This window comes from Cellulomonas fimi (genome assembly GCF_012952065.1).
Classification (GTDB): Bacteria; Actinomycetota; Actinomycetes; order Actinomycetales; family Cellulomonadaceae; genus Pengzhenrongella; species Pengzhenrongella fimi_A.
Map to the genome: position 1 here is coordinate 112,523 of NZ_JABCJJ010000005.1, position 18,918 is coordinate 131,440.

Genomic DNA, 18,918 nt, shown 5'->3' on the forward strand with positions numbered 1-18,918 from the left:
GTCAGGCTACCGGCGCCCGGCGGTCGCCCCGCCGGCCTCGACCGCCTGCCGGGCCGTCGTCGTCGAGCACCTCCCCCGAGGACCGTCGGCCCGCCTCGGGGCCGTACCCGGCCGCCGTGAGCTCGCCCGGCGTGCCCTCGACGAGCGCCCCGCGATCGGCCACCGCCTCACCGCGCGCCACCATCCCGGCGACGTCGGAGAGCTTCACCTCGCGCAGGAAGAGCGTGAGGACGAAGCCGAGGGCGATCAGCGGCACGAGGTACCAGAACGCCGGCGCCAGGGCGTTCGCGTACGCGTCCACCACGCCCGAGTGCAGCGGCTCGGGCAGCTCGGCCACGATCGCCGGGGTGAGCCCGTCGGTCGTGCCCGCCCGGGCCGGCGCGCCCGCGAAGACGTCCCCGAGGTCGTCCTCGAGACGCGAGACGAAGATCGTGCTGAACAGCGCCGTGCCGACGGCCGCGCCGATCTCCCGGAAGAAGTTGTTCGAGCTCGTGGCCGTGCCGAGCTCGTGCGGGTCGACCGAGTTCTGGACCGCCAGGACGATCGTCTGCATGACGAGCCCGAGGCCGGCGCCGAGCACGAAGATCATCGTGCCGAACAGCAGCATCGAGGTCTCGCCGGTCAGCCGCGTGAGCCAGATGAGGCCGAGCGTCGCGATCGCCATGCCGACGATGGGGTACGCCCGGTAGCGCCCGGTCCTCGTGATCGCGATCCCGGACCCGATGGCGGTGAGCATGACGCCGGCCATCATCGGGAGCATGAGGAAGCCCGACTCGGTCACGCCCGCGCCGGTCGCCATCTGCAGGAAGAGGGGCAGGAAGCCGAGCGCCGCGAACATCCCCATGCCGATGACGAGGCCGACCGAGGTCGCGATGGCGAACGTCGGGTTCCTGAACAGGTGGAGCGGCAGCAGCGGCTCCTCGGCGCGCTGCTCGACCAGGACGAACGCGACGGCCGAGACCAGCGTGCCGACGACGAGAGCGAGCAGGCCCGGGTTCGACCAGTCGAAGCCGCGGTTGCCGCTCCAGCTCTCCCAGCTCGTCGCGAGGACCAGCCCGGACGTGGCGAGCACCATGAGCACGATGCCCGCGACGTCGATCGTGCGGCCCGCGCGGTGGCTCGGGAGCCTGAGCGTCTTCCAGGCGACCGCGAACGCCGCGATGCCGATCGGGATGTTGATCCAGAAGGTCCAGCGCCAGTCGAGCTTGTCCGTGAACACGCCGCCGAGCAGCGGGCCGATCACGGCCGCGATGCCGAACAGGGCGCCCATCGGCCCCATGTACTTGCCGCGGTCCTTGGCTGGCACGATGTCCGCGATGATCGCCTGGGACAGGATCATCAGCCCGCCGCCGCCCAGGCCCTGGACCCCTCGCCAGAACACGAGCTCGCCGAAGCCCTGGGCGAAGCCCGCGCCGGCGGACGCGACCGTGAACAGCCCGATCGCGACGAGGAACGGGTAGCGGCGGCCCCACAGGTCGCCGAACTTGCCGTACAGCGGCATGACGATCGCGATCGCGAGGATGTAGGCCGTGATGACCCACCCCTGGTGCGCGACGCCGTCCAGCTCGCCGACGATCGTCGGCATGGCCGTGCCGACGATCGACTGGTCGAGCGACGACAGGAACATGCTCGCCAGGAGGGCGCCGAAGATGAGCCGGACGGTGCGCTGGGTCAGCACGATCAGTGGTGCGCCCGTCGTCGGGGCGGCAGGGGCGGCGGATGCCATGGGTGGTCCTCGTTCGACGGTCGTGCGGGTGGGATGACGGCGCCGTTGCCGGTGGAGCGGGACGTGCGTGCGGTGCGTGCGGTGCCTGCGGTGCGCCAGGTGGGCCCGGTCCTCAGAGCTCGGCGAGCAGCGCGCGCAGGTCCTCGACGACGCCGCGGACGTGGTCCCGCGCGTCACCCGCGCTGCCGGCCGTGTCCCAGCGGACGAAGGCGGACCGGGTGACGACGAGGACGAGGACGCCGAGGAGCTCGACGCGGTCGGGTGGGGCGTCGGCCCCGAGCCTGCGCCTGACCAGCGTGTCGATCTCGCGCCGGTAGTCCTCCAGCCACGCCATCTGCCGGACCACCAGGCGCGGCTCGTCCCGCGCGAGCCGGAGGGCGGCCGCGAGGCGTTCGCGTCCCAGCATCGGCTTCGCGATCAGGTGCCCGACGACGACCTCGAGATCGGCGACGATGCGTCCGGTCGGACCGCCCGCCACGAACTCCGCGGCGATCGCCGGGTCGAGCGACCAGGGCTCGATGCCGAGGACGGCGTCGTCCTTCGACTCGAAGTAGTTGAAGAAGGTGCGGGTCGAGACCCCGGCCTCGACGCAGATGGCCTCGACCGTCGCACCGTCGAGCCCGTGGCGCTCGACCAGCTGGTGCGCGGCGTCGATCAGCGCCTCGCGTCGAGCCTGCTTCTGCCGCTCCCGTAGCCCGACCGGGTGCTCGGCCCCCGCATCGGGGCCGCCCGGCGCGCGGGCGCTGGGTACGGAGACGGTCGACGGCACGCGGTGACGTTACGCGGGGTGCAACTTTGCAGTCAATGCAACCTTGTGTCGCGTGGGTCACCCCTCGCCGAAAGCGGCCTCGATCTCGTCCATCACCGCGACGAACGCCGGCCGTGCCTGCGGGCCCGACGCCGCGACCACCAGCTCGCGCCCGCCGGTCGCGCCCAACCCGATGAGCGCCAGCACGCTGCGCGCGTCCACGCCGTCGACCGTCACGGTGGCGTCGAACTCCGCGGCCGTGCGGGCCAGCTGAGCGGCCGGGCGCGCGTGCAGGCCGAGCGGGTTGCGCAGGACGACGCTCCCTCGCACCGTCGGCGACGAGGCGTGCGTCGACGCTCGCCCGCCGGGCGAACCCGCGGAGGAACCCGGCCCGGACGCAACCGGTGCGGGCGCGCCGGACCGCGCGAACGAGGCGGCGGCGGACTCCGCGGCCTCGGCGACCTCGCTCAGGCCACCGCCGCCGGCCGCGGCGACGGCTGCGGCGACCGCGCCCTCCACGAACGGGGCGTCCACCAGGAGGACGCGTCCGGCGACGTCGTCGGCCGCGAGCTCGAGGACCGACTCCGTGGTCAGCACCGCCGAGCCGAGATCCGTGAGCACGACGACCGGGCGGTCGCCGGCCGCCGCCTGCTCGACGGCTCGCGCGATGAGCGCGAAGCTCGTACCGAGGCCTCCGTCCTCGAGGCCGCCCGCGGGAAGGATCGCGACGTCGGTCGCCATCTGACGCGCCAGCGTGGCGGTGCCGACCGCGACGTCGGCGGAGTGGGAGACCAGCACGAGCGCGACCCGCGGCGTGCGGCCGGCGACCCGGCCCGTCGTCACGTCAGGCACCGTCATGTCGGGCGTTGTCGGAAGGGGCCCTGTTGCGACCAGCCCCCTCGGGACCGGCCCGCTCGGCACCGGCGGCGTCGGCCGCCGCTCGGAGCACCAGGGCCGTCGACGTCGCACCGGGATCCGCGTGACCCGCGCTGCGCTCCCCCAGGTAGCTGGCGCGCCCCTTCGTGGCGACGAGCGGGATCGTCGCCACCGCGCCCGCCTCCGCGGCGTCGGCCGCCGCCGCGAGCACCGCCGCGGGGTCGGCACCGGAGTCGGCGGCAGCGACCGCGGCCTCGACCGCCGGCGTCCACGCGTCGACCATCGTCTTCTCGCCCGGGGACGCCTTCCCGCGCGCGACGACGCCCTCGAGCCCGGCCTCGAGCATCGCCACGACCGCGCGCGAGTCGAGCGCGTCCACGCCGGTGACCTTCGCCGACCGGAGGTAGGCCGTCCCGTAGAGCGGGCCTGCCGCTCCGCCGACGGTCGACATGAGCGTCGTCGCGACGAGCTTGAGCACGTCACCGACCTCGGCGGGCGCGTCCTCGAGCGCGTCGAGCCGCGCGATGACCGCCGAGAAGCCGCGGGCCAGGTTCTCGCCGTGGTCACCGTCGCCGATCTGCCGGTCCAGCTCGGTCAGCTCGACGCGACGGGCGGCCACCTGCTCGGCCGTCCGACGGGTCCAGTCGACCGCCCATGCCACGTCCAGCGTCATCGTCTCCCTCTCCGCACGTCACGCGGGCGCATGCCGAGCACCCTCACCCGATCATCGACCCGCGCGCACGGTCGCGCGCCGTGAGCTCGCGTGATTCATCCACCGCGCCCGGGCCGGATCGGCGAGGTGCCGCCTCGCCGAGGCAGGCGGGGCGGGGCGGCACCCGGTCACCAGTGGAGTGCCGCCGTGCGGACCGGCGCGTCCCACAGCGCGGTCAGCTCGTCGTCGAGACGCAGGACCGTCACCGAGGCGCCCTGCATCTCGAGCGAGGTCACGTAGTTCCCGACGAGCGACCGCGCCACCGTGACCCCGCGCCCCTCGAGGAGCGCCCGCGCGTGCCGGTAGACGATGTAGAGCTCCGACGCCGGGGTGCCGCCCATCCCGTTGACGAAGAGCAGCACGTCGTCGCCACGCGCCAGGCCGAGGTCGTCCGCGGCCGGGGTCAGCAGCATCTCGGTGATCGCGTCGGCGCCGGCCAGCGGTATCCGGCGTCGACCGGGCTCGCCGTGGATGCCGATCCCGATCTCGAGCTCGTCCTCCGGGAGGTCGAAGCTCGGGCGCCCCGCGTGCGGCACGGTGCAGGCCGTCAGAGCGACGCCCATCGACCGCACGTTCGCCACCACGCGCTCGGCGACGGCCGCGACCGTGGCGAGGTCGTCGCCGCGCTCGGCGGCGGCACCCGCGATCTTCTCCACGGCCACCGTGCCGGCGACGCCGCGGCGACCGGCCGTGTAGAGCGAGTCCTCGACCGCGACGTCGTCGTTCACGACGACGGTGCGCACCTCGATGTCGTCGGCCTCGGCGAGCTCGACCGCGGTCTCGAAGTTGAGCACGTCCCCGGTGTAGTTCTTCACGATCGCCAGCACGCCCGCGCCGCCGCTCGCGACCGTCAGCGCGGGGGCGATCTGGTCCGGGGTCGGCGACGTGAAGACCGCGCCCGGGACGGCCGCGTCGAGCATGCCGACGCCGACGAACCCGGCGTGCAGCGGCTCGTGGCCGCTGCCCCCGCCCGAGACGAGCCCGACCTTGCCGGCGACGGGTCCACCCGCGCGCGAGACGACGAGGGGATCCGGGTTGACGGTGACGAGGTCGGCGTGGGCGAGCCCGAAGCCCTCCACGGACTCCCGCACCACGTCCTGCGGGTCGTTGATCAGCTTCTTCACGCGGCCACATCCCTTCGCACCCGGCGCCGAGCGCCGGAACCAACGGGTGCCACGCGACGTCGTCGACGCGTGGGTCACGCAGCGGTGGAGCAACACCTGTGCTGCTCACCCAACTCACGCGGCGGCGGCACGTCAAGAGACGGACAGCTGTCCAGGGATCAGTCCCGGCCGAGCAGGATGCGCACGTCCGCGACCATCGTGACCGAACCGGTCACCAGGACGCCCGCGCCGTGCTGCTGGGCGCCCTCGGCCAGCTCGACGGCGAGGTCGAGCGCCGCGTCGAGCCGCTCGACCTGGTGCACCCGGTCCTCGCCGAAGACCTCGATGGCGACCTGCGCCAGGTCGTCGACCGCGAGCGAGCGGGTCGAGGACGAGCGGGTCACCACCACCTCGGCGAGCAGCGGCTCGAGGCCGGCGAGCACCTGCTCGGCGTCCTTGTCCTCGAGCACCCCGACCACGCCGACGAGTCGCGTGATCTCGAAGGCCTCCTCGATGCCCTCGACGAGCGCCTCGATGCCGGCCGGGTTGTGCGCGGCGTCCACGAGGATCGTCGGGCTCGAGCGGACGACCTCGAGCCGACCGGGCGAGGTCGCACCGCCGAACGCGGCCTCGACGACGGCGCCGTCGAGCGCGGCTCCCCCGGTCAGCAGCGACTCGGTCGCCACGAGCGCGAGGAGCGCGTTGTGCGCCTGGTGCGCGCCGTGGAGCGGCAGGAACACCTCCGTGTAGAGCCCGCCGAGGCCGCGCAGCGAGAGCAGCTGCCCGCCCACGGCCACGCTGCGGGACTCGACGTGGATGTCCACGCCCTCGCGCACGACCCGAGCACCCCGGGCGGCCGCCGCCGCGAGGACCACGCCCTCGACGTCGTCGGGCTGCTGCGCGAGCACCACGGTCGCGCCGTCCTTGATGATCCCCGCCTTCTCCCCCGCGATCGACGCGAGGTCGTAGCCGAGCCAGCGCTCGTGGTCGAGCGCGACCGGCGTGAGCACCGCCACGTCGCCGTCGACGACGTTCGTCGCGTCCCAGCGGCCGCCCATGCCGACCTCGACGATCGCGACGTCGACCGGCGCGTCCGCGAAGGCCGCGAGGGCCATGACGGTGAGCACCTCGAAGAAGCTCATCCGCGGGCCGGCCTCGGCCGCCGAGCGCGTGTCGACGAGGTGCACCAGCGGGGCGACGTCCTGCCACAGCTCGACGAAGCGCTCGGCGCTGATCGGCTCGCCGTCGATCGCGATGCGCTCGCGCACGCTCGTCAGGTGGGGGCTGGTGAACCGGCCGGTCCGCAGCCCGTGCTCGCGCACGAGCCGTTCGACCATCCGCGCGGTGGACGTCTTGCCGTTGGTCCCCGTGACGTGGATCGTGCGGAAGCTCCGCTGCGGGTCGCCGAGCAGCTCGCACACCGCGAGCACGCGGTCCAGGGTGGGTTCGAAGTCGTGCTCGGGCGCGCGCGCCAGGATGCCCTGGTAGACCTCGCGCGCCGCCTCGTCGGCAGCCCGCTCGGCGTCGCGCCGGTCGCGGTCGGCCCGGCTCACGCGCCGGTCCGCCCGTCGGCAGCGGCCCGGTCAGCCCGCTCGTCCCGCGCATCCCGCGCGACCCGCTCGACCCGCTCGACCCGCTCGACCCGGACGGTGAGCTCGTCACCCGCCACCGCGTCGACCACCACCTCGACCGCGAGCGTCTCGTGCGCGACGAGCTCGCGGTGCCGCTCGACGGCCTCCTGCCACGGCGTCGGGACGCCGAGCGACAGCCGGATGCGGTCGGCGACGTGCAACCCGGCGGCCTTGCGGGCGTCCTGGACCGCACGCACGACGTCGCGCGCGTACCCCTCGGCCCGCAGCTCGTCGTCGAGGCCGATGTCGAGCACCACGAACCCCGAGCCCGGCAGCACCGCGGCGGCGATCTCGTCACCCTCGCGCTCGGCCACCACCGTGCGCAGCTCGTACTCGGGCTCGAGCAGCGCCACGTCGCCGCCGGCGGTCCGGACCACCACCGCGCCGTCGGCCGTCTGCTCCCAGTCGCCCGCCTTGGCGGCGCGGATGACGTCCTGGACGCCGCGGCCGAGCCGCGGGCCCGCCGCGCGCGCGTTCACGGTCAGCCGGCTCGAGACGCCGTACTCGGACGCGCCGGCGTCCGCCACGTCGAGCAGCTCGACGCGCCGGACGTTGAGCTCCGCCTGGATCAGCCCCGTGAGCCCGGCCAGGCGGGCCGGGGACGGGACCGCGACGCGCAGCTCGCGCAGCGGCTGACGCACGCGCAGACCGTTCGCCTTGCGCAGCCCGAGCCCCACCGAGCAGACCGCGCGCACCGTGTCCATCGCGGCCACCAGCTCGGCCTCGCCCGGCCGGCTCCCGGCACGGGCGTCGTCGACGAGCGACGGCAGCTCGTCCGCCGTCGGCCAGTCGGTGAGGTGGACGCTCCGCCCGCCGGTCAGCCCGCGCCAGACCTCCTCGGTCAGCAGCGGGGCGAGCGGCGCCATCACGCGCGTGAGGACCTCGAGCGCGGTCCACAGGGTGTTGAACGCGGCCTCGTCCTCGTCCCAGAACCTCTGCCGCGACGTGCGGACGTACCAGTTGGTCAGCACGTCGAGGTGCTCGCGCACGCTCTCGCACGCGCCCGGCACGTCGTACGCGTCGAGCTGGGCGGTCACGGTCGTCACGAGGTCCCGGGTCCGTGCGAGGAGGTACCGGTCCATCGTCGCCAGCCCCGCGACGTCGTCGGCCGTCACGCGGCGCGCCGCCAGGCCCTCGCCGCCCCGGGCGGCGCCCGCGTACAGCGCGAAGAAGTACCACGTGCTCCACAGCGGGAGCAGGACCTGGCGGACGTTCTCGCGGATGCCCTCCTCCGTCACGACGAGGTTGCCGCCGCGCAGGATCGGCGAGGCCATGAGGAACCAGCGCATCGCGTCCGAGCCGTCGCGCTCGAAGACCTCGCTGACGTCCGGGTAGTTGCGCAGCGACTTGCTCATCTTGCGGCCGTCTGAGCCGAGCACGATGCCGTGGGACACGGCCGTCCGGAACGCCGGCCGGTCGAACAGCGCCGTCGCGAGGACGTGCAGCGTGTAGAACCAGCCGCGCGTCTGCCCGATGTACTCCGTGATGAAGTCGCCCGGGTAGTGGCGGGTGAACCACTCGCGGTTCTCGAACGGGTAGTGCGCCTGGGCGTACGGCATCGAGCCCGAGTCGAACCACACGTCGAGCACGTCGGGGATCCGGCGCATCGTCGAGGCGCCGGTCGGGTCGTCGGGGTTCGGCCGCGTGAGGTCGTCGATGAACGGCCGGTGCAGGTCCGTCACCTCGACCCCGAAGTCCGCCTCGAGCTCGGCGACCGAGCCGTAGACGTCGATGCGCGGGTGCGCCGGGTCGTCGCTGACCCACACCGGGATCGGCGTACCCCAGTACCGGTTGCGCGAGATCGACCAGTCGCGCGCCCCCGCGAGCCACTTGCCGAACTGCCCCTCCTTGATGTGGTCGGGCACCCACGTGATCTGCTCGTTGAGGTCGACCATGCGGTCACGGAACTCCGAGACGCGCACGAACCAGCTCGAGACCGCGCGGTAGATCAACGGGTTCCGGCACCGCCAGCAGTGCGGGTAGGAGTGCTCGTACGTCTCGTGGCGGACGACGACGGCGCGCCGGTCCGCGGGCGTGGCGGCGAGCGGTCCCGTGCCCGCCTTGAGGTCGGCGATGATCGCCTTGTTCGCCTCGAAGACCTGCTGACCGGCGTAGTCCGCGACCTCGCTCGTGAACCGGCCCTTGGCGTCGACCGGCACGACCGTCGCGATCCCCGCCGCGCCGCACACCGCCATGTCGTCCTCGCCGAAGGCCGGGGCGAGGTGCACGAGCCCGGTGCCGTCCTCGGTGGTCACGAAGTCGGCGACGAGCACCTGGTGGGCCTGGGGGTCGCGGCCGGCGAAGTACGGGAAGACCGGCGTGTACCGGCGCCCCGCGAGCGCCGTGCCCGGCAGCCTCTCGAGGACCGTGGCGTCCTCGCCCAGCTCCCGCGCGTAGGACGCGAGCCGCGACGACGCGATCACGACCCGCTCGCCCGCCCAGGCGCTGGCGTCGCCCGGGGCGACGACGACGTACTCGATCTCGGGCCCGACGGCGACGGCCAGGTTGGAGGGCAGCGTCCACGGCGTCGTGGTCCAGAGCAGCGCCAGCTCGCCCGTCTCGAGCCGGACCCCGACCGTGAGCGCCGGGTCCTGACGTGACTGGTACACGTCGTCGTCCATGCGGAGCTCGTGGTTGGACAGCGGCGTCTCGTCGCGCCAGCAGTACGGCAGGACGCGGTAGCCCTCGTAGGCCAGACCCTTGTCGTAGAGCTGCTTGAAGGCCCAGATGACCGACTCCATGTACGTCAGGTCGAGGGTCTTGTAGTCGTTGTCGAAGTCGACCCACCGCGCCTGCCGGGTCACGTACGCGCGCCACTCGTCGGTGTACCGGAGCACCGAGGTGCGGCACACCTCGTTGAACGCGGCGATGCCCATCTCGTCGATCTGCGACTTGTCCGCGAAGCCGAGGATCCGCTCCGCCTCGAGCTCGGCCGGGAGGCCGTGCGTGTCCCAGCCGAACCGGCGCTCGACCCGGTGCCCGCGCTGGGTCTGGTACCGGCCGACGACGTCCTTGGCGTACCCCGTGAGCAGGTGGCCGTAGTGCGGCAGCCCGTTGGCGAACGGCGGACCGTCGTAGAACACGAACTCGTTGGCGCCGTTCTCGCCGGCGGGCCTGTTGTCGATCGAGGCCTGGAAGGTCCCGTCCGCCGCCCAGTACGCGAGCACGTCCTTCTCGAGCGCCGGGAGGTCCGGCGACGCGGTGACGGGGGCGACGACGTCGTCGTCGCGCGTCGGGTCCGTGGGTCGGTGCAGGGGGTACGCCATGGTGCCTGGCTCCTGGTCGGTACGTCGGGTGTCGTCGCGTCTGGGCCACGAGGACGACAGGCCGTGCGCGTCGCGCGCCGCCTGCCGCGGTACCACCCCGCTTGCCGCCGCTCGGCCCCGGAGCCCTGGGGGCTGGCCCGGTGCGTATGCGACGACCACTCGACCGGCTGTGACGGGCCACCCGTCCGGTTCTAGTGGGGCTGCGGTGCCGACGTGTGCGCCGGCGCCGAGGCCTGTTCTTCCGGAGGCTCGCCGGTGATGTCCGGGTCGACGCCTGTGCGGTCATGCTACCCCGCGTGCGAGCCTGCGGCCGGAGCCGGCACGGGGGTCGTCGCGGCCGAGGCGCCCGCGAACGCGCTGCGCCCCTCGCTGCGACTCGCTGCGCCTCGGCCCCTCAACCCGAGCAGCATGGGCATCCGCGCGCGTCCCCGCGACGGCCGCCCGACCATTCGCGCGCGCCGTCCACCCCGGGTCAGTGGTTCTGCGGGAACCCCAGGTTGATCCCGCCGTGGCTCGGGTCGAGCCACCGCGACGTCACGACCTTGCCGCGCGTGAAGAAGTGCACGCCCTCCATCCCGTGCGCGTGCGAGTCGCCGAACAGCGAGCTCTTCCACCCGCCGAACGAGTAGTACGCCATCGGCACGGGGATCGGCACGTTCACGCCGATCATGCCGACCTCGACCTCGTTCTGGAACCGCCGGGCGGCGCCGCCGTCGTTGGTGAAGATCGCCGTGCCGTTGCCGTACGGGTTCGCGTTGATCAGGTGCAGGCCGTCGTCGTACGACTCGACCCGCACCACCGACAGCACGGGGCCGAAGATCTCCTGCTGGTAGATCGACATCGCGGGCGTGACCCGGTCGAAGAGCGTCGGGCCGAGCCAGAAGCCGTCCGCCTCGCCGTCGGGCTCGACGCCGCGACCGTCGACCACGAGGTCGGCGCCCTCCGCCTCGCCCGCCGCGACGAAGCCGGCGACCTTGTCGCGGTGCTCGCGCGTCACGAGCGGACCCATGTCGGCGCCGACGCCGTCGCGCACGGCCGCGCCGTCCCCGGTCCGCAGGCGTCCCATCCGGTCGCGGATCTTCCCGACGAGCTCGTCGGCGACCGGCTCGACGACCACGAGCGCCGAGATCGCCATGCACCGCTCCCCCGCCGACCCGAACCCGGCGTTCACCGCGGCGTCCGCCGCGAGGTCGAGGTCGGCGTCGGGCAGCACGAGCAGGTGGTTCTTGGCGCCGCCGAGCGCCTGCACCCGCTTGCCCGCCGCCGTGCCGCGCTCGTAGACGTACCGGGCGATCGGGGTCGAGCCGACGAACGAGATCGATGCGACGTCGGGGTGGTCGAGCAGCGCGTCGACCGACTCCTTGGCGCCGTGCACCACGTTGAAGACGCCGTCGGGCAGGCCGGCCTCCCGCCACAGCTCGGCGATCCAGACCGACGCCGACGGGTCCTTCTCGCTCGGCTTGAGCACGACGGTGTTCCCCGCCGCGATCGCGATCGGGAAGAACCACATGGGCACCATCGCCGGGAAGTTGAACGGGCTGATGATGCCCACGACGCCGAGGGGCTGGCGGATCGAGTAGACGTCGACGCGCGTCGAGGCGTTCTCGGTGAACCCGCCCTTGAGCAGGTGCGGGATGCCGCACGCGAACTCGACCACCTCGAGCCCGCGGGACACCTCGCCGAGCGCGTCGGACAGGACCTTGCCGTGCTCGGCCGTGAGGATCGCGGCGAGCTCCTCCTTGCGCGCGTTGAGGAGCTCACGGAACGCGAAGAGCACCTGCCCGCGCCTGCTGAGCGCGGTGTCGCGCCACGCCGGGAACGCGGTGCGGGCCGCGGCGACCGCGGCGTCGACGTCGGCCGCGGTGCCCAGCGGGACGCGGCCCGAGACGCGCCCGGTCGCCGGGTTGGTCACGGCGGCCGTGGGCGCGCCGTCGGCCGGCGGCACCGCTCGGCCGCCGATCCAGTGCGGGATCAGCACGGGGGCGACGCCGCCGTCGCCCGAGCGCTCGTCGGTACCGGGGGTGGTCGAGATCGCGGTGCTCATGGTGGTCGCCTTCGTCGGAGGTGAGCGGGTGGTGAGCGGGAGTGCCGTCCGCAGCGGGGTCGGTGCCGCGCGCTGGACCCGAGGCTACGCCCGGGCCACCTGGGTGTTCGAGACCTGCGCACGCGGCCGGAGCACGAGGAGGTCGACGTTCACGTGGTGCGGTCGGGTGAGGGCCCAGACGATCGTGTCGGCCACGTCCTGCGCCGTCAGCGGCGCGTCGACGCCCGCGTAGACCGCCTCGGCGGCCGCGGCGTCGCCGCCGAAGCGCTTGAGCGAGAACTCGTCGGTGCGCACCATGCCGGGCGCGATCTCGATGACGCGGACCGGCTCGCCGATCAGCTCGAGGCGCAGCGTCGTGGCGATCTGCCGCTCGGCGTGCTTGGCCGCGACGTAGCCGCCGCCGCCCGGGTAGGTGCCGAGTGCGGCGGTCGAGGTGATCACGAGGACGTCGCCGCGCCCGCTCGCCCGCAGCGCCGGGAGCAGCCTCTGCGTGACGCGCAGCGTGCCGAGCACGTTGAGCTCGAGCATCGCGCGCCAGTCCTCGACGCTGCCGCTCGCCACCGGGTCCGCCCCGATCGCTCCGCCCGCGCCGTTGACCAGAGCGTGCACAGGCCCGGCCGCCGTCACCTCGGCGACCAGCCGCGCGACGTCGTCGTCGGACGTCACGTCGGCGACGAGCGGTGTGGCGCCCGTCTCGGCCGCGAGCGCGGCGAGCCGGTCCGCGCGCCGGGCCACCGCGACGACGTCCCAGCCGGCGGCGACCAGGCCGCGCACCGTGGCGGCCCCGATGCCCGACGACGCCCCCGTCACCACGGCGCGGAGACGCTCGAACCCTCCCGTCCGCGACGACACCTCGGCAGGAACCGACGGCTGCGCGGCCGTCACAGGCCCGCCTCGACGACCGAGAGGGCCTCGTCGTAGACGGCCAGCGCACGGCCGACCTCGTCGTCGGTCACGACGCACGGCGGCACGACGTGGATCCGGTTCTCCGCGAGGAACGGCAGCAGCCGTCGCGCCATGAGCTCGGACTTGAGCTGCCCCATGACCGCGGCCGGGACCGGCTCGCGGGTCGCGCGGTCGGCGACGAGCTCGAGGGCCCAGAACACGCCCAGCCCCCGCACCTCGCCGATCATCGGGTGGCGCTCGGCGAGGTCGCGCAGCCCCGGCCCGAGGACCTCCGCGCCGATCCGGGCCGCGTTGGCCACGATCCCCTCCGACTCCATGGCCGCGAGCGCCGCGACGATCGACGCCATCGCGAGCGGGTGCCCGGAGTACGTCAGCCCGCCCGGGAACACCCGCTCGTCGAACGTGGCGGCGATCTCGTCCGAGAGGATCACGCCGCCGACCGGGACGTACCCCGAGTTGACCCCCTTGGCGAACGTGATGAGGTCGGGCCGCACGTCGAACCGGTCGAACGCGAACCACGAGCCGGCCCGGCCGAACCCCGCCATCACCTCGTCGAGGACCAGGACGATCCCGTAGCGGTCGGCGATCTCGCGCACGCCCGGCAGGTACCCGGGCGGCGGCACGAGCACCCCGGCGGTGCCGACCACGGTCTCGAGGAGGATCGCGGCGATCGACCCCGGCCCCTCGGCCTGGATGACGCGCTCGAGGTGGTGCAGGGCGCGCTCGGTCTCCTGCTCCGCGCTGGTCGACCAGAACTCCGAGCGGTAGGGGTACGGCCCGAAGAAGTGCACGTGGCCGCGCGCGTACTCGTTCGGGATGCGGCGCCAGTCCCCCGTCGCGACGATCGCCGCGCCGGTGTTGCCGTGGTACGAGCGGTAGGTCGAGAGCACCTTGTCGCGTCCCGTGTGCAGGCGTGCCATGCGCAGCGCGTTCTCGTTGGCGTCGGCGCCGCCGTTGGTGAAGAAGACCTTCGACATCCCGCCCGGCGCGTGACCCACGATCGCCCGCGCGGCGAGCCCGCGGGCGAGGTCCGCGTTCGCGGGCGCGACCGTCGGCAGGACGTCGGCCTGCTCCTGGATCGCCGCGACCACGGCGGGGTGCCGGTGGCCGATGTTCACGTTGACCAGCTGGCTCGAGAAGTCCAGGTAGGTGGTGCCGTCGAAGTCCCAGACCTCGCACCCGAGCCCACCGGCGACCGCGAGCGGGGCGAGCGTCGCCTGGGCGGACCAGGAGTGGAAGACGTGGGCGCGGTCGAGCTCGAGCGCGAGCTCGCCGTCGGCGGTGCGGGAGGAGGGGCCGGTCTGCTCGGTCCCGGTCTGCTGTGTCACTGTGCTCAACCCATCACTGTGCTCAGGCCTGTCCCCAGGCGCCGGAGGAGGGCCGTCGCTCGCGCGACGCCGCTGGCGTCGATCCTGCCCGATGGCGCGCGCTCCGTGCCGCGCTGGGGCCGTCGGCGCGCCACCGGGCTCAGCCCGGCACGACGGCGGACGGCTGCGGGTCGGGGGCGACCAGCGCGACGGGCGGGCGCCGGACGGCGGGGATCACCGTCTCGCCGTACACGCGGAGCGTCTCCTCCTTGTTGTCGTGCTGGAGGTAGCCGGCGAACTGGTCGACGCCGAGCGCGCGCAGCTCCTCGAGACGCTCGACGTGCTGGGCCGCGGTCCCGAGCAGGCAGAACCGGTCGACGATCTCGTCGGGCACGAACTCGGCGTGCGTGTTGCCCGCGCGACCGTGCTGGTTGTAGTCGTAGCCCTGCCGGCCCGCGATGTAGTCGGTGAGGGCCCGCGGGATCCCGGCCGCGGCGTCGGCCCCGTACCGCGCGACGATGTCGGCGACGTGGTTGCCGACCATGCCGCCGAACCAGCGGCACTGGTCGCGCATGTGGGCGCGCGACGACGGCGTGTCCGCCCCGACGTACATGGGCGCCGCGACGCAGAACCGGACGGCCGCGGGGTCGCGCCCTGCCCGTTCGGCCGCCTCGCGCACCACCCGGATCGTCCACGCGGCGATGTCGGGGTCCGCGAGCTGCAGGATGAAGCCGTCGCCCACCTCGCCGGCCAGCCGCAGCGCGAGCGGGCCGTAGGCCGCGACCCACACGTCGAGGCGCGACCCCTCGCTCCACGGGAAGCGCAGCTCGACGCCGTTGACCTCCACGGGGCGGCTGTTCGCCAGCTCCCGGATCACGTGGATCGACTCGCGCAGCGTCGCGAGGCTCGTCGGCTTCCCGTTGAGGACCCGGACCGCGGAGTCGCCGCGCCCGATGCCGCAGATCGTCCGGTTGCCGAACATCTCGTTGAGCGTCGCGAACAGCGAGGCCGTCACCGTCCAGTCCCGCGTCGCGGGGTTCGTCACCATCGGACCCACCGTGACCTTGCGCGTCGCGGCGAGGATCTGCGAGTAGATGACGAACGGCTCCTGCCAGAGCAGGTGGGAGTCGAACGTCCAGACGTGGCTGAACCCCTGGGTCTCGGCGAGCCGCGCGAGCTCGATCGTGCGGGCGGCGGGCGGATTGGTCTGCAGGACGACGCCGAGATCCATGCGGGCTCCCCTCAGAGCAGGTACTGGGACAGGCCACGAGGCACGTACCGGCCGTGGCCGGCGCGGCCGTGGAACTGCCCGCCGTCGATCACGACCGTGCCGCGCGACAGCACCGTGTCGACATGCCCGTCGATCTCGAAGCCCTCCCACGCGGAGTGGTCCATGTTCATGTGGTGCGTCTTGCCGAGCCCGATGCTGGTGCGGCCCGCGGGGTCGTAGACGACGACGTCGGCGTCGGCCCCGGGGGCCAGGACCCCCTTGGTGCCGTGCAGACCGAACATCCGGGCCGGCGTCGTGCAGCAGAGCTCGACCCAGCGCTCGAGCGAGATCCGCCCGTCGACGACGCCCTGGTACAGCAGGTCCATGCGGTGCTCGACGCCGCCGATGCCGTTGGGGATCTTCGAGAAGTCCCCGAGCCCCAGCTCCTTCTGGTCCTTCATGCAGAACGGGCAGTGGTCGGTCGAGACGACCTGGGCGTCGTTCGTGCGCAGCGCGCGCCACAGCTCCTCCTGGTGCCCCTCGGCCCGCGAACGCAGCGGCGTCGAGCAGACCCACTTCGCGCCCTCGAAGCCCGGCGCGCCGAGCTGCTCCTCGAGCGAGAGGTAGAGGTACTGCGGGCACGTCTCGGCGAAGACGTTCTTGCCGAGGTTCCGCGCCGCGGCGACCTGCGCGATGGCCTGCTTCGCCGAGACGTGGACGACGTAGAGCGGCGCGCCCGTGAGGTCGGCCAGCATGATCGCGCGGTGCGTGGCCTCCTCCTCGAGCTGCCACGGGCGCGAGACGCCGTGGAAGTACGGGCTCGTCTCGCCGCGGGCCAGGTGCTGGGCCACGAGGGTGTCGATCGCGGGCCCGTTCTCGGCGTGCATCATGACGACGGACCCGTTGTCGGCCGCCTTCTGCATCGCGCGCAGGATCTGGTCGTCGGTCGAGTAGAAGACGCCCGGGTACGCCATGAACAGCTTGATGCTCGTGACGCCCTCGGTGACGAGCTCGTCCATCGCCTTGAGGGAGTCGTCGTCCACGCCGCCGACGATCTGGTGGAACGCGTAGTCGATCGCGCAGCGCCCGGCCGCCTTCTCGTGCCACGCCGCGAGCCCGTCGAGGACGCGCTCGCCCTGCCGCTGCACGGCGAAGTCGATGATCGTGGTCGTGCCGCCCCACGCGGCCGCGGCGGTGCCGGTCTCGAACGTGTCGGACGCGAAGGTGCCGCCGAACGGCAGCTCCATGTGCGTGTGCGCGTCGACGCCGCCCGGGATGACGTACTTGCCGGTCGCGTCGATCACGCGGTCGACGCCGGCCGCGAGGTCGGCGCCCAGGGCGGTGAACCCCGGGGCGACCAGCGCCGCGATCGTCTCGCCGTCGACCAGCACGTCGGCGCGGGCGCGCCCGGTCGCGTTGACGACGGTGCCGCCGGTGATGAGGGTGGTGGTCATCGCGCGGCCCCCTACGGCGCCACGAGCGGGCCGTAGGCGTCCGGCCTCCGGTCGCGGTAGAACTGCCAGGTCTCGCGGACGCGCCGCAGCTCCTCGAGGTCGAGGTCGCGGACCACCAGCTCGGAGCGGTCCTTGCTCGCGACCTCGCCGACGTAGTTGCCGGTCGGGCTGACGAAGTACGAGCTGCCGTAGAACGTCACCGCCTCGCCGCCGAACTCCTCCGACTCGGTGCCGATGCGGTTGTTCGCCCCGATGAAGTACCCGTTCGCGATCGCGGCGGCGGGCTGCTCGAGCTCCCAGAGCCGGTTGGAGATGCCGGGAGCGGTGGCTGAGGGGTTGAAGACGAGCTCGGCGCCCGCGAGACCCAGGGCGCGCCAACCCTCGGGGAAGTGCCGGTCGTAGCAGATGTTGACCCCGATCCTCCCGGCGGCGGTGTCGAACACCGGCCAGCCCAGGTTCCCCGGGCGGAAGTAGAACTTCTCGAAGAAGTGGGGCAGCTGCGGGATGTGGGTCTTGCGGTACTTGCCGAGGTAGCTGCCGTCCGCGTCGACGACCGCCGCGGTGTTGTAGAGCACGCCCGGCTGCTCCTCCTCGTACAGCGGCACGACGATCACGATGCGGTGCTCGCGCGCGAGCGCCTGGAACCGCTCGACCGTCGGCCCGGGCACCGACTCCGCGTACTCGAAGTACTTCGGGTCCTGGACCGCGCCGAAGTACGGCCCGTAGAAGAGCTCCTGGAAGCAGATCACCTGGGCGCCCTGGGCGGCGGCGTCGCGCACGAACTCCTCGTGCACCTTGATCATCGACTCCTTGTCGCCGGTCCAGGTGGTCTGGGTCAGTGCTGCGCGTACGACGGTCATGTGCCTCGCCCCTCCGGTCTGCGTCCGGGTCACGGTCGCGGTCGGTTCTGCCGATCGGCCCACTATGGCTGGGCACGCCCTCCCTGACCAGGGGTCGGGCGACCACGTTCGGGCGGACCTCGCCCGCGCCGGTCGTTCCGTGAGGTCCGGGTATGCGGTATGCGGCGGGCAGCGCCGAGACCGTGATCCCACCCGTCGTGGTCGTGCCCGGGTTCGACGCTCACGCTGCTGGTCGACGACGCCGTGGCGCGCCTCGCGTAGGCGCCCCTCAGCCGCGTGCGGCCGCGGCGGCCTTCCAGCCCTGGGCGTAGGCCTCGGCGCTGCCCAACGCGAACATGTCGTCCGCGCCCCGGCGGACGAGAGCGCACGCCCCCGGTCCGTCGTCGTCCGTCACGAGGTGGCCGAGCCCGCGGACCACCGCGACCGGCCGCCCCGCGACCTTGCCCTTGACGAGCTCGGCCGCCGCCGCGATCTCGTCGGCCACCGCGGTCATCGTGACCTCGAGCGGCCGACCGTGCGAGTCCGTGCCGCCGCGCAGGTCCTCGAGGACGGTGATCCCCGCGGCACCGATCGCGAGGTCCGTCTGGCCGTGCCGCCACGGGCGACCGGCCGTGTCCGTGACGACGACGCCGACGCACACCCCGAGCCGCTCGCGCAGCCCCGCCCGCAGCGCGCGGGCCGACGCGTCGGGGTCCACCGGCAGGAGCAGGACGGTGCCTTCGGGCGTGTTGCTCGCGTCGACGCCCGCGGCCGCCATCACCAGGCCGAGGCGGTTCTCGACGATGCGGGTGACTCCCCCGGCGTGCTCGCGTGTCGCCACGACGCGGACCGTCTCGTCGGTGATCGCCTGCTCGCGGTCCGCGGCCGCGACGACGCGGCCCTCGGCCTTGGAGACCACCTTGCTGGTGACGACGACGACGTCGCCGTCCGCGAGCGCCGTCGGGCCGGGTGCTCCGCCGTCGGGCCCGGGAAGGTCCAGACGCGCGAGGACAGGCACGAGCAGCTCCACCAGGTCGTCCCCCGGGGCCACCTCGGGGATGCCCCCGGGCGCGGTCACGGAGAAGGCGGCGCTCAC

At 73.5% G+C, this 18,918-nt stretch carries 14 protein-coding genes; all 14 read right to left on the reverse strand.

Annotated elements, in window-relative coordinates; genetic code table 11:
* Nucleotide 1: 1 nt before the first annotated feature.
* The 14 genes from HIR71_RS05110 to HIR71_RS05175 all read right to left on the reverse strand — a co-directional run bounded on the left by HIR71_RS05110 (nucleotide 2) and on the right by HIR71_RS05175 (nucleotide 18,918).
* Nucleotides 2-1,726, reverse strand: coding sequence for an MDR family MFS transporter (locus HIR71_RS05110; protein ID WP_169323979.1), 1,725 nt, complete (start codon nucleotides 1,724-1,726; stop codon nucleotides 2-4).
* 112 nt (nucleotides 1,727-1,838) lie between these two features.
* Nucleotides 1,839-2,495 carry a TetR/AcrR family transcriptional regulator gene (locus HIR71_RS05115; RefSeq protein ID WP_169323980.1) on the reverse strand — a complete coding sequence of 219 codons (657 nt, stop codon included), beginning with the start codon at nucleotides 2,493-2,495 and terminating at the stop codon, nucleotides 1,839-1,841.
* Nucleotides 2,496-2,552: 57 nt separating this feature from the next.
* Nucleotides 2,553-3,332 (reverse strand): dihydroxyacetone kinase phosphoryl donor subunit DhaM, encoded by a 780-nt coding sequence (gene dhaM, locus HIR71_RS05120; protein ID WP_169323981.1) that lies wholly within the window; start codon nucleotides 3,330-3,332, stop codon nucleotides 2,553-2,555.
* Nucleotides 3,319-4,023 (reverse strand): dihydroxyacetone kinase subunit DhaL, encoded by a 705-nt coding sequence (dhaL, locus tag HIR71_RS05125; protein ID WP_169323982.1) that lies wholly within the window; start codon nucleotides 4,021-4,023, stop codon nucleotides 3,319-3,321. Before dhaL ends, dhaM begins: the two co-directional genes overlap by 14 nt.
* A gap of 167 nt (nucleotides 4,024-4,190) precedes the next feature.
* Complete coding sequence (dhaK, locus tag HIR71_RS05130) at nucleotides 4,191-5,186, reverse strand: dihydroxyacetone kinase subunit DhaK (protein WP_169323983.1); 996 nt, start codon at nucleotides 5,184-5,186, stop codon at nucleotides 4,191-4,193.
* Between the two features lie 158 nt (nucleotides 5,187-5,344).
* Complete coding sequence (locus tag HIR71_RS05135; RefSeq protein ID WP_169323984.1) at nucleotides 5,345-6,718, reverse strand: bifunctional folylpolyglutamate synthase/dihydrofolate synthase; 1,374 nt, start codon at nucleotides 6,716-6,718, stop codon at nucleotides 5,345-5,347.
* Nucleotides 6,715-10,062, reverse strand: coding sequence for an isoleucine--tRNA ligase (gene ileS, locus HIR71_RS05140; RefSeq protein WP_169323985.1), 3,348 nt, complete (start codon nucleotides 10,060-10,062; stop codon nucleotides 6,715-6,717). The genes HIR71_RS05135 and ileS overlap by 4 nt, the downstream gene beginning before the upstream one ends.
* Nucleotides 10,063-10,534: 472 nt before the next feature.
* A complete protein-coding gene (locus HIR71_RS05145; protein WP_169323986.1) occupies nucleotides 10,535-12,106 on the reverse strand; it encodes a CoA-acylating methylmalonate-semialdehyde dehydrogenase in 1,572 nt (523 codons plus the stop codon).
* Nucleotides 12,107-12,190: 84 nt separating this feature from the next.
* Nucleotides 12,191-12,958, reverse strand: coding sequence for an SDR family oxidoreductase (locus HIR71_RS05150; protein ID WP_169324042.1), 768 nt, complete (start codon nucleotides 12,956-12,958; stop codon nucleotides 12,191-12,193).
* Nucleotides 12,959-12,987: 29 nt separating this feature from the next.
* Nucleotides 12,988-14,340 (reverse strand): aspartate aminotransferase family protein, encoded by a 1,353-nt coding sequence (locus tag HIR71_RS05155; RefSeq protein WP_169324043.1) that lies wholly within the window; start codon nucleotides 14,338-14,340, stop codon nucleotides 12,988-12,990.
* Between the two features lie 139 nt (nucleotides 14,341-14,479).
* Entirely contained in the window at nucleotides 14,480-15,550 is a 1,071-nt protein-coding gene (locus HIR71_RS05160) for a TIGR03842 family LLM class F420-dependent oxidoreductase (RefSeq protein ID WP_169323987.1), read from the reverse strand.
* An 11-nt stretch (nucleotides 15,551-15,561) separates the two neighbouring features.
* The gene (gene hydA, locus HIR71_RS05165; RefSeq protein WP_169323988.1) at nucleotides 15,562-16,983 is read right to left on the reverse strand and encodes a dihydropyrimidinase; all 1,422 of its coding nucleotides are present in this window, start codon (nucleotides 16,981-16,983) and stop codon (nucleotides 15,562-15,564) included.
* Between the two features lie 11 nt (nucleotides 16,984-16,994).
* Nucleotides 16,995-17,843, reverse strand: coding sequence for a nitrilase-related carbon-nitrogen hydrolase (locus tag HIR71_RS05170; RefSeq protein ID WP_169323989.1), 849 nt, complete (start codon nucleotides 17,841-17,843; stop codon nucleotides 16,995-16,997).
* A gap of 268 nt (nucleotides 17,844-18,111) precedes the next feature.
* Nucleotides 18,112-18,918 (reverse strand): coenzyme F420-0:L-glutamate ligase, encoded by an 807-nt coding sequence (locus HIR71_RS05175; protein ID WP_169323990.1) that lies wholly within the window; start codon nucleotides 18,916-18,918, stop codon nucleotides 18,112-18,114.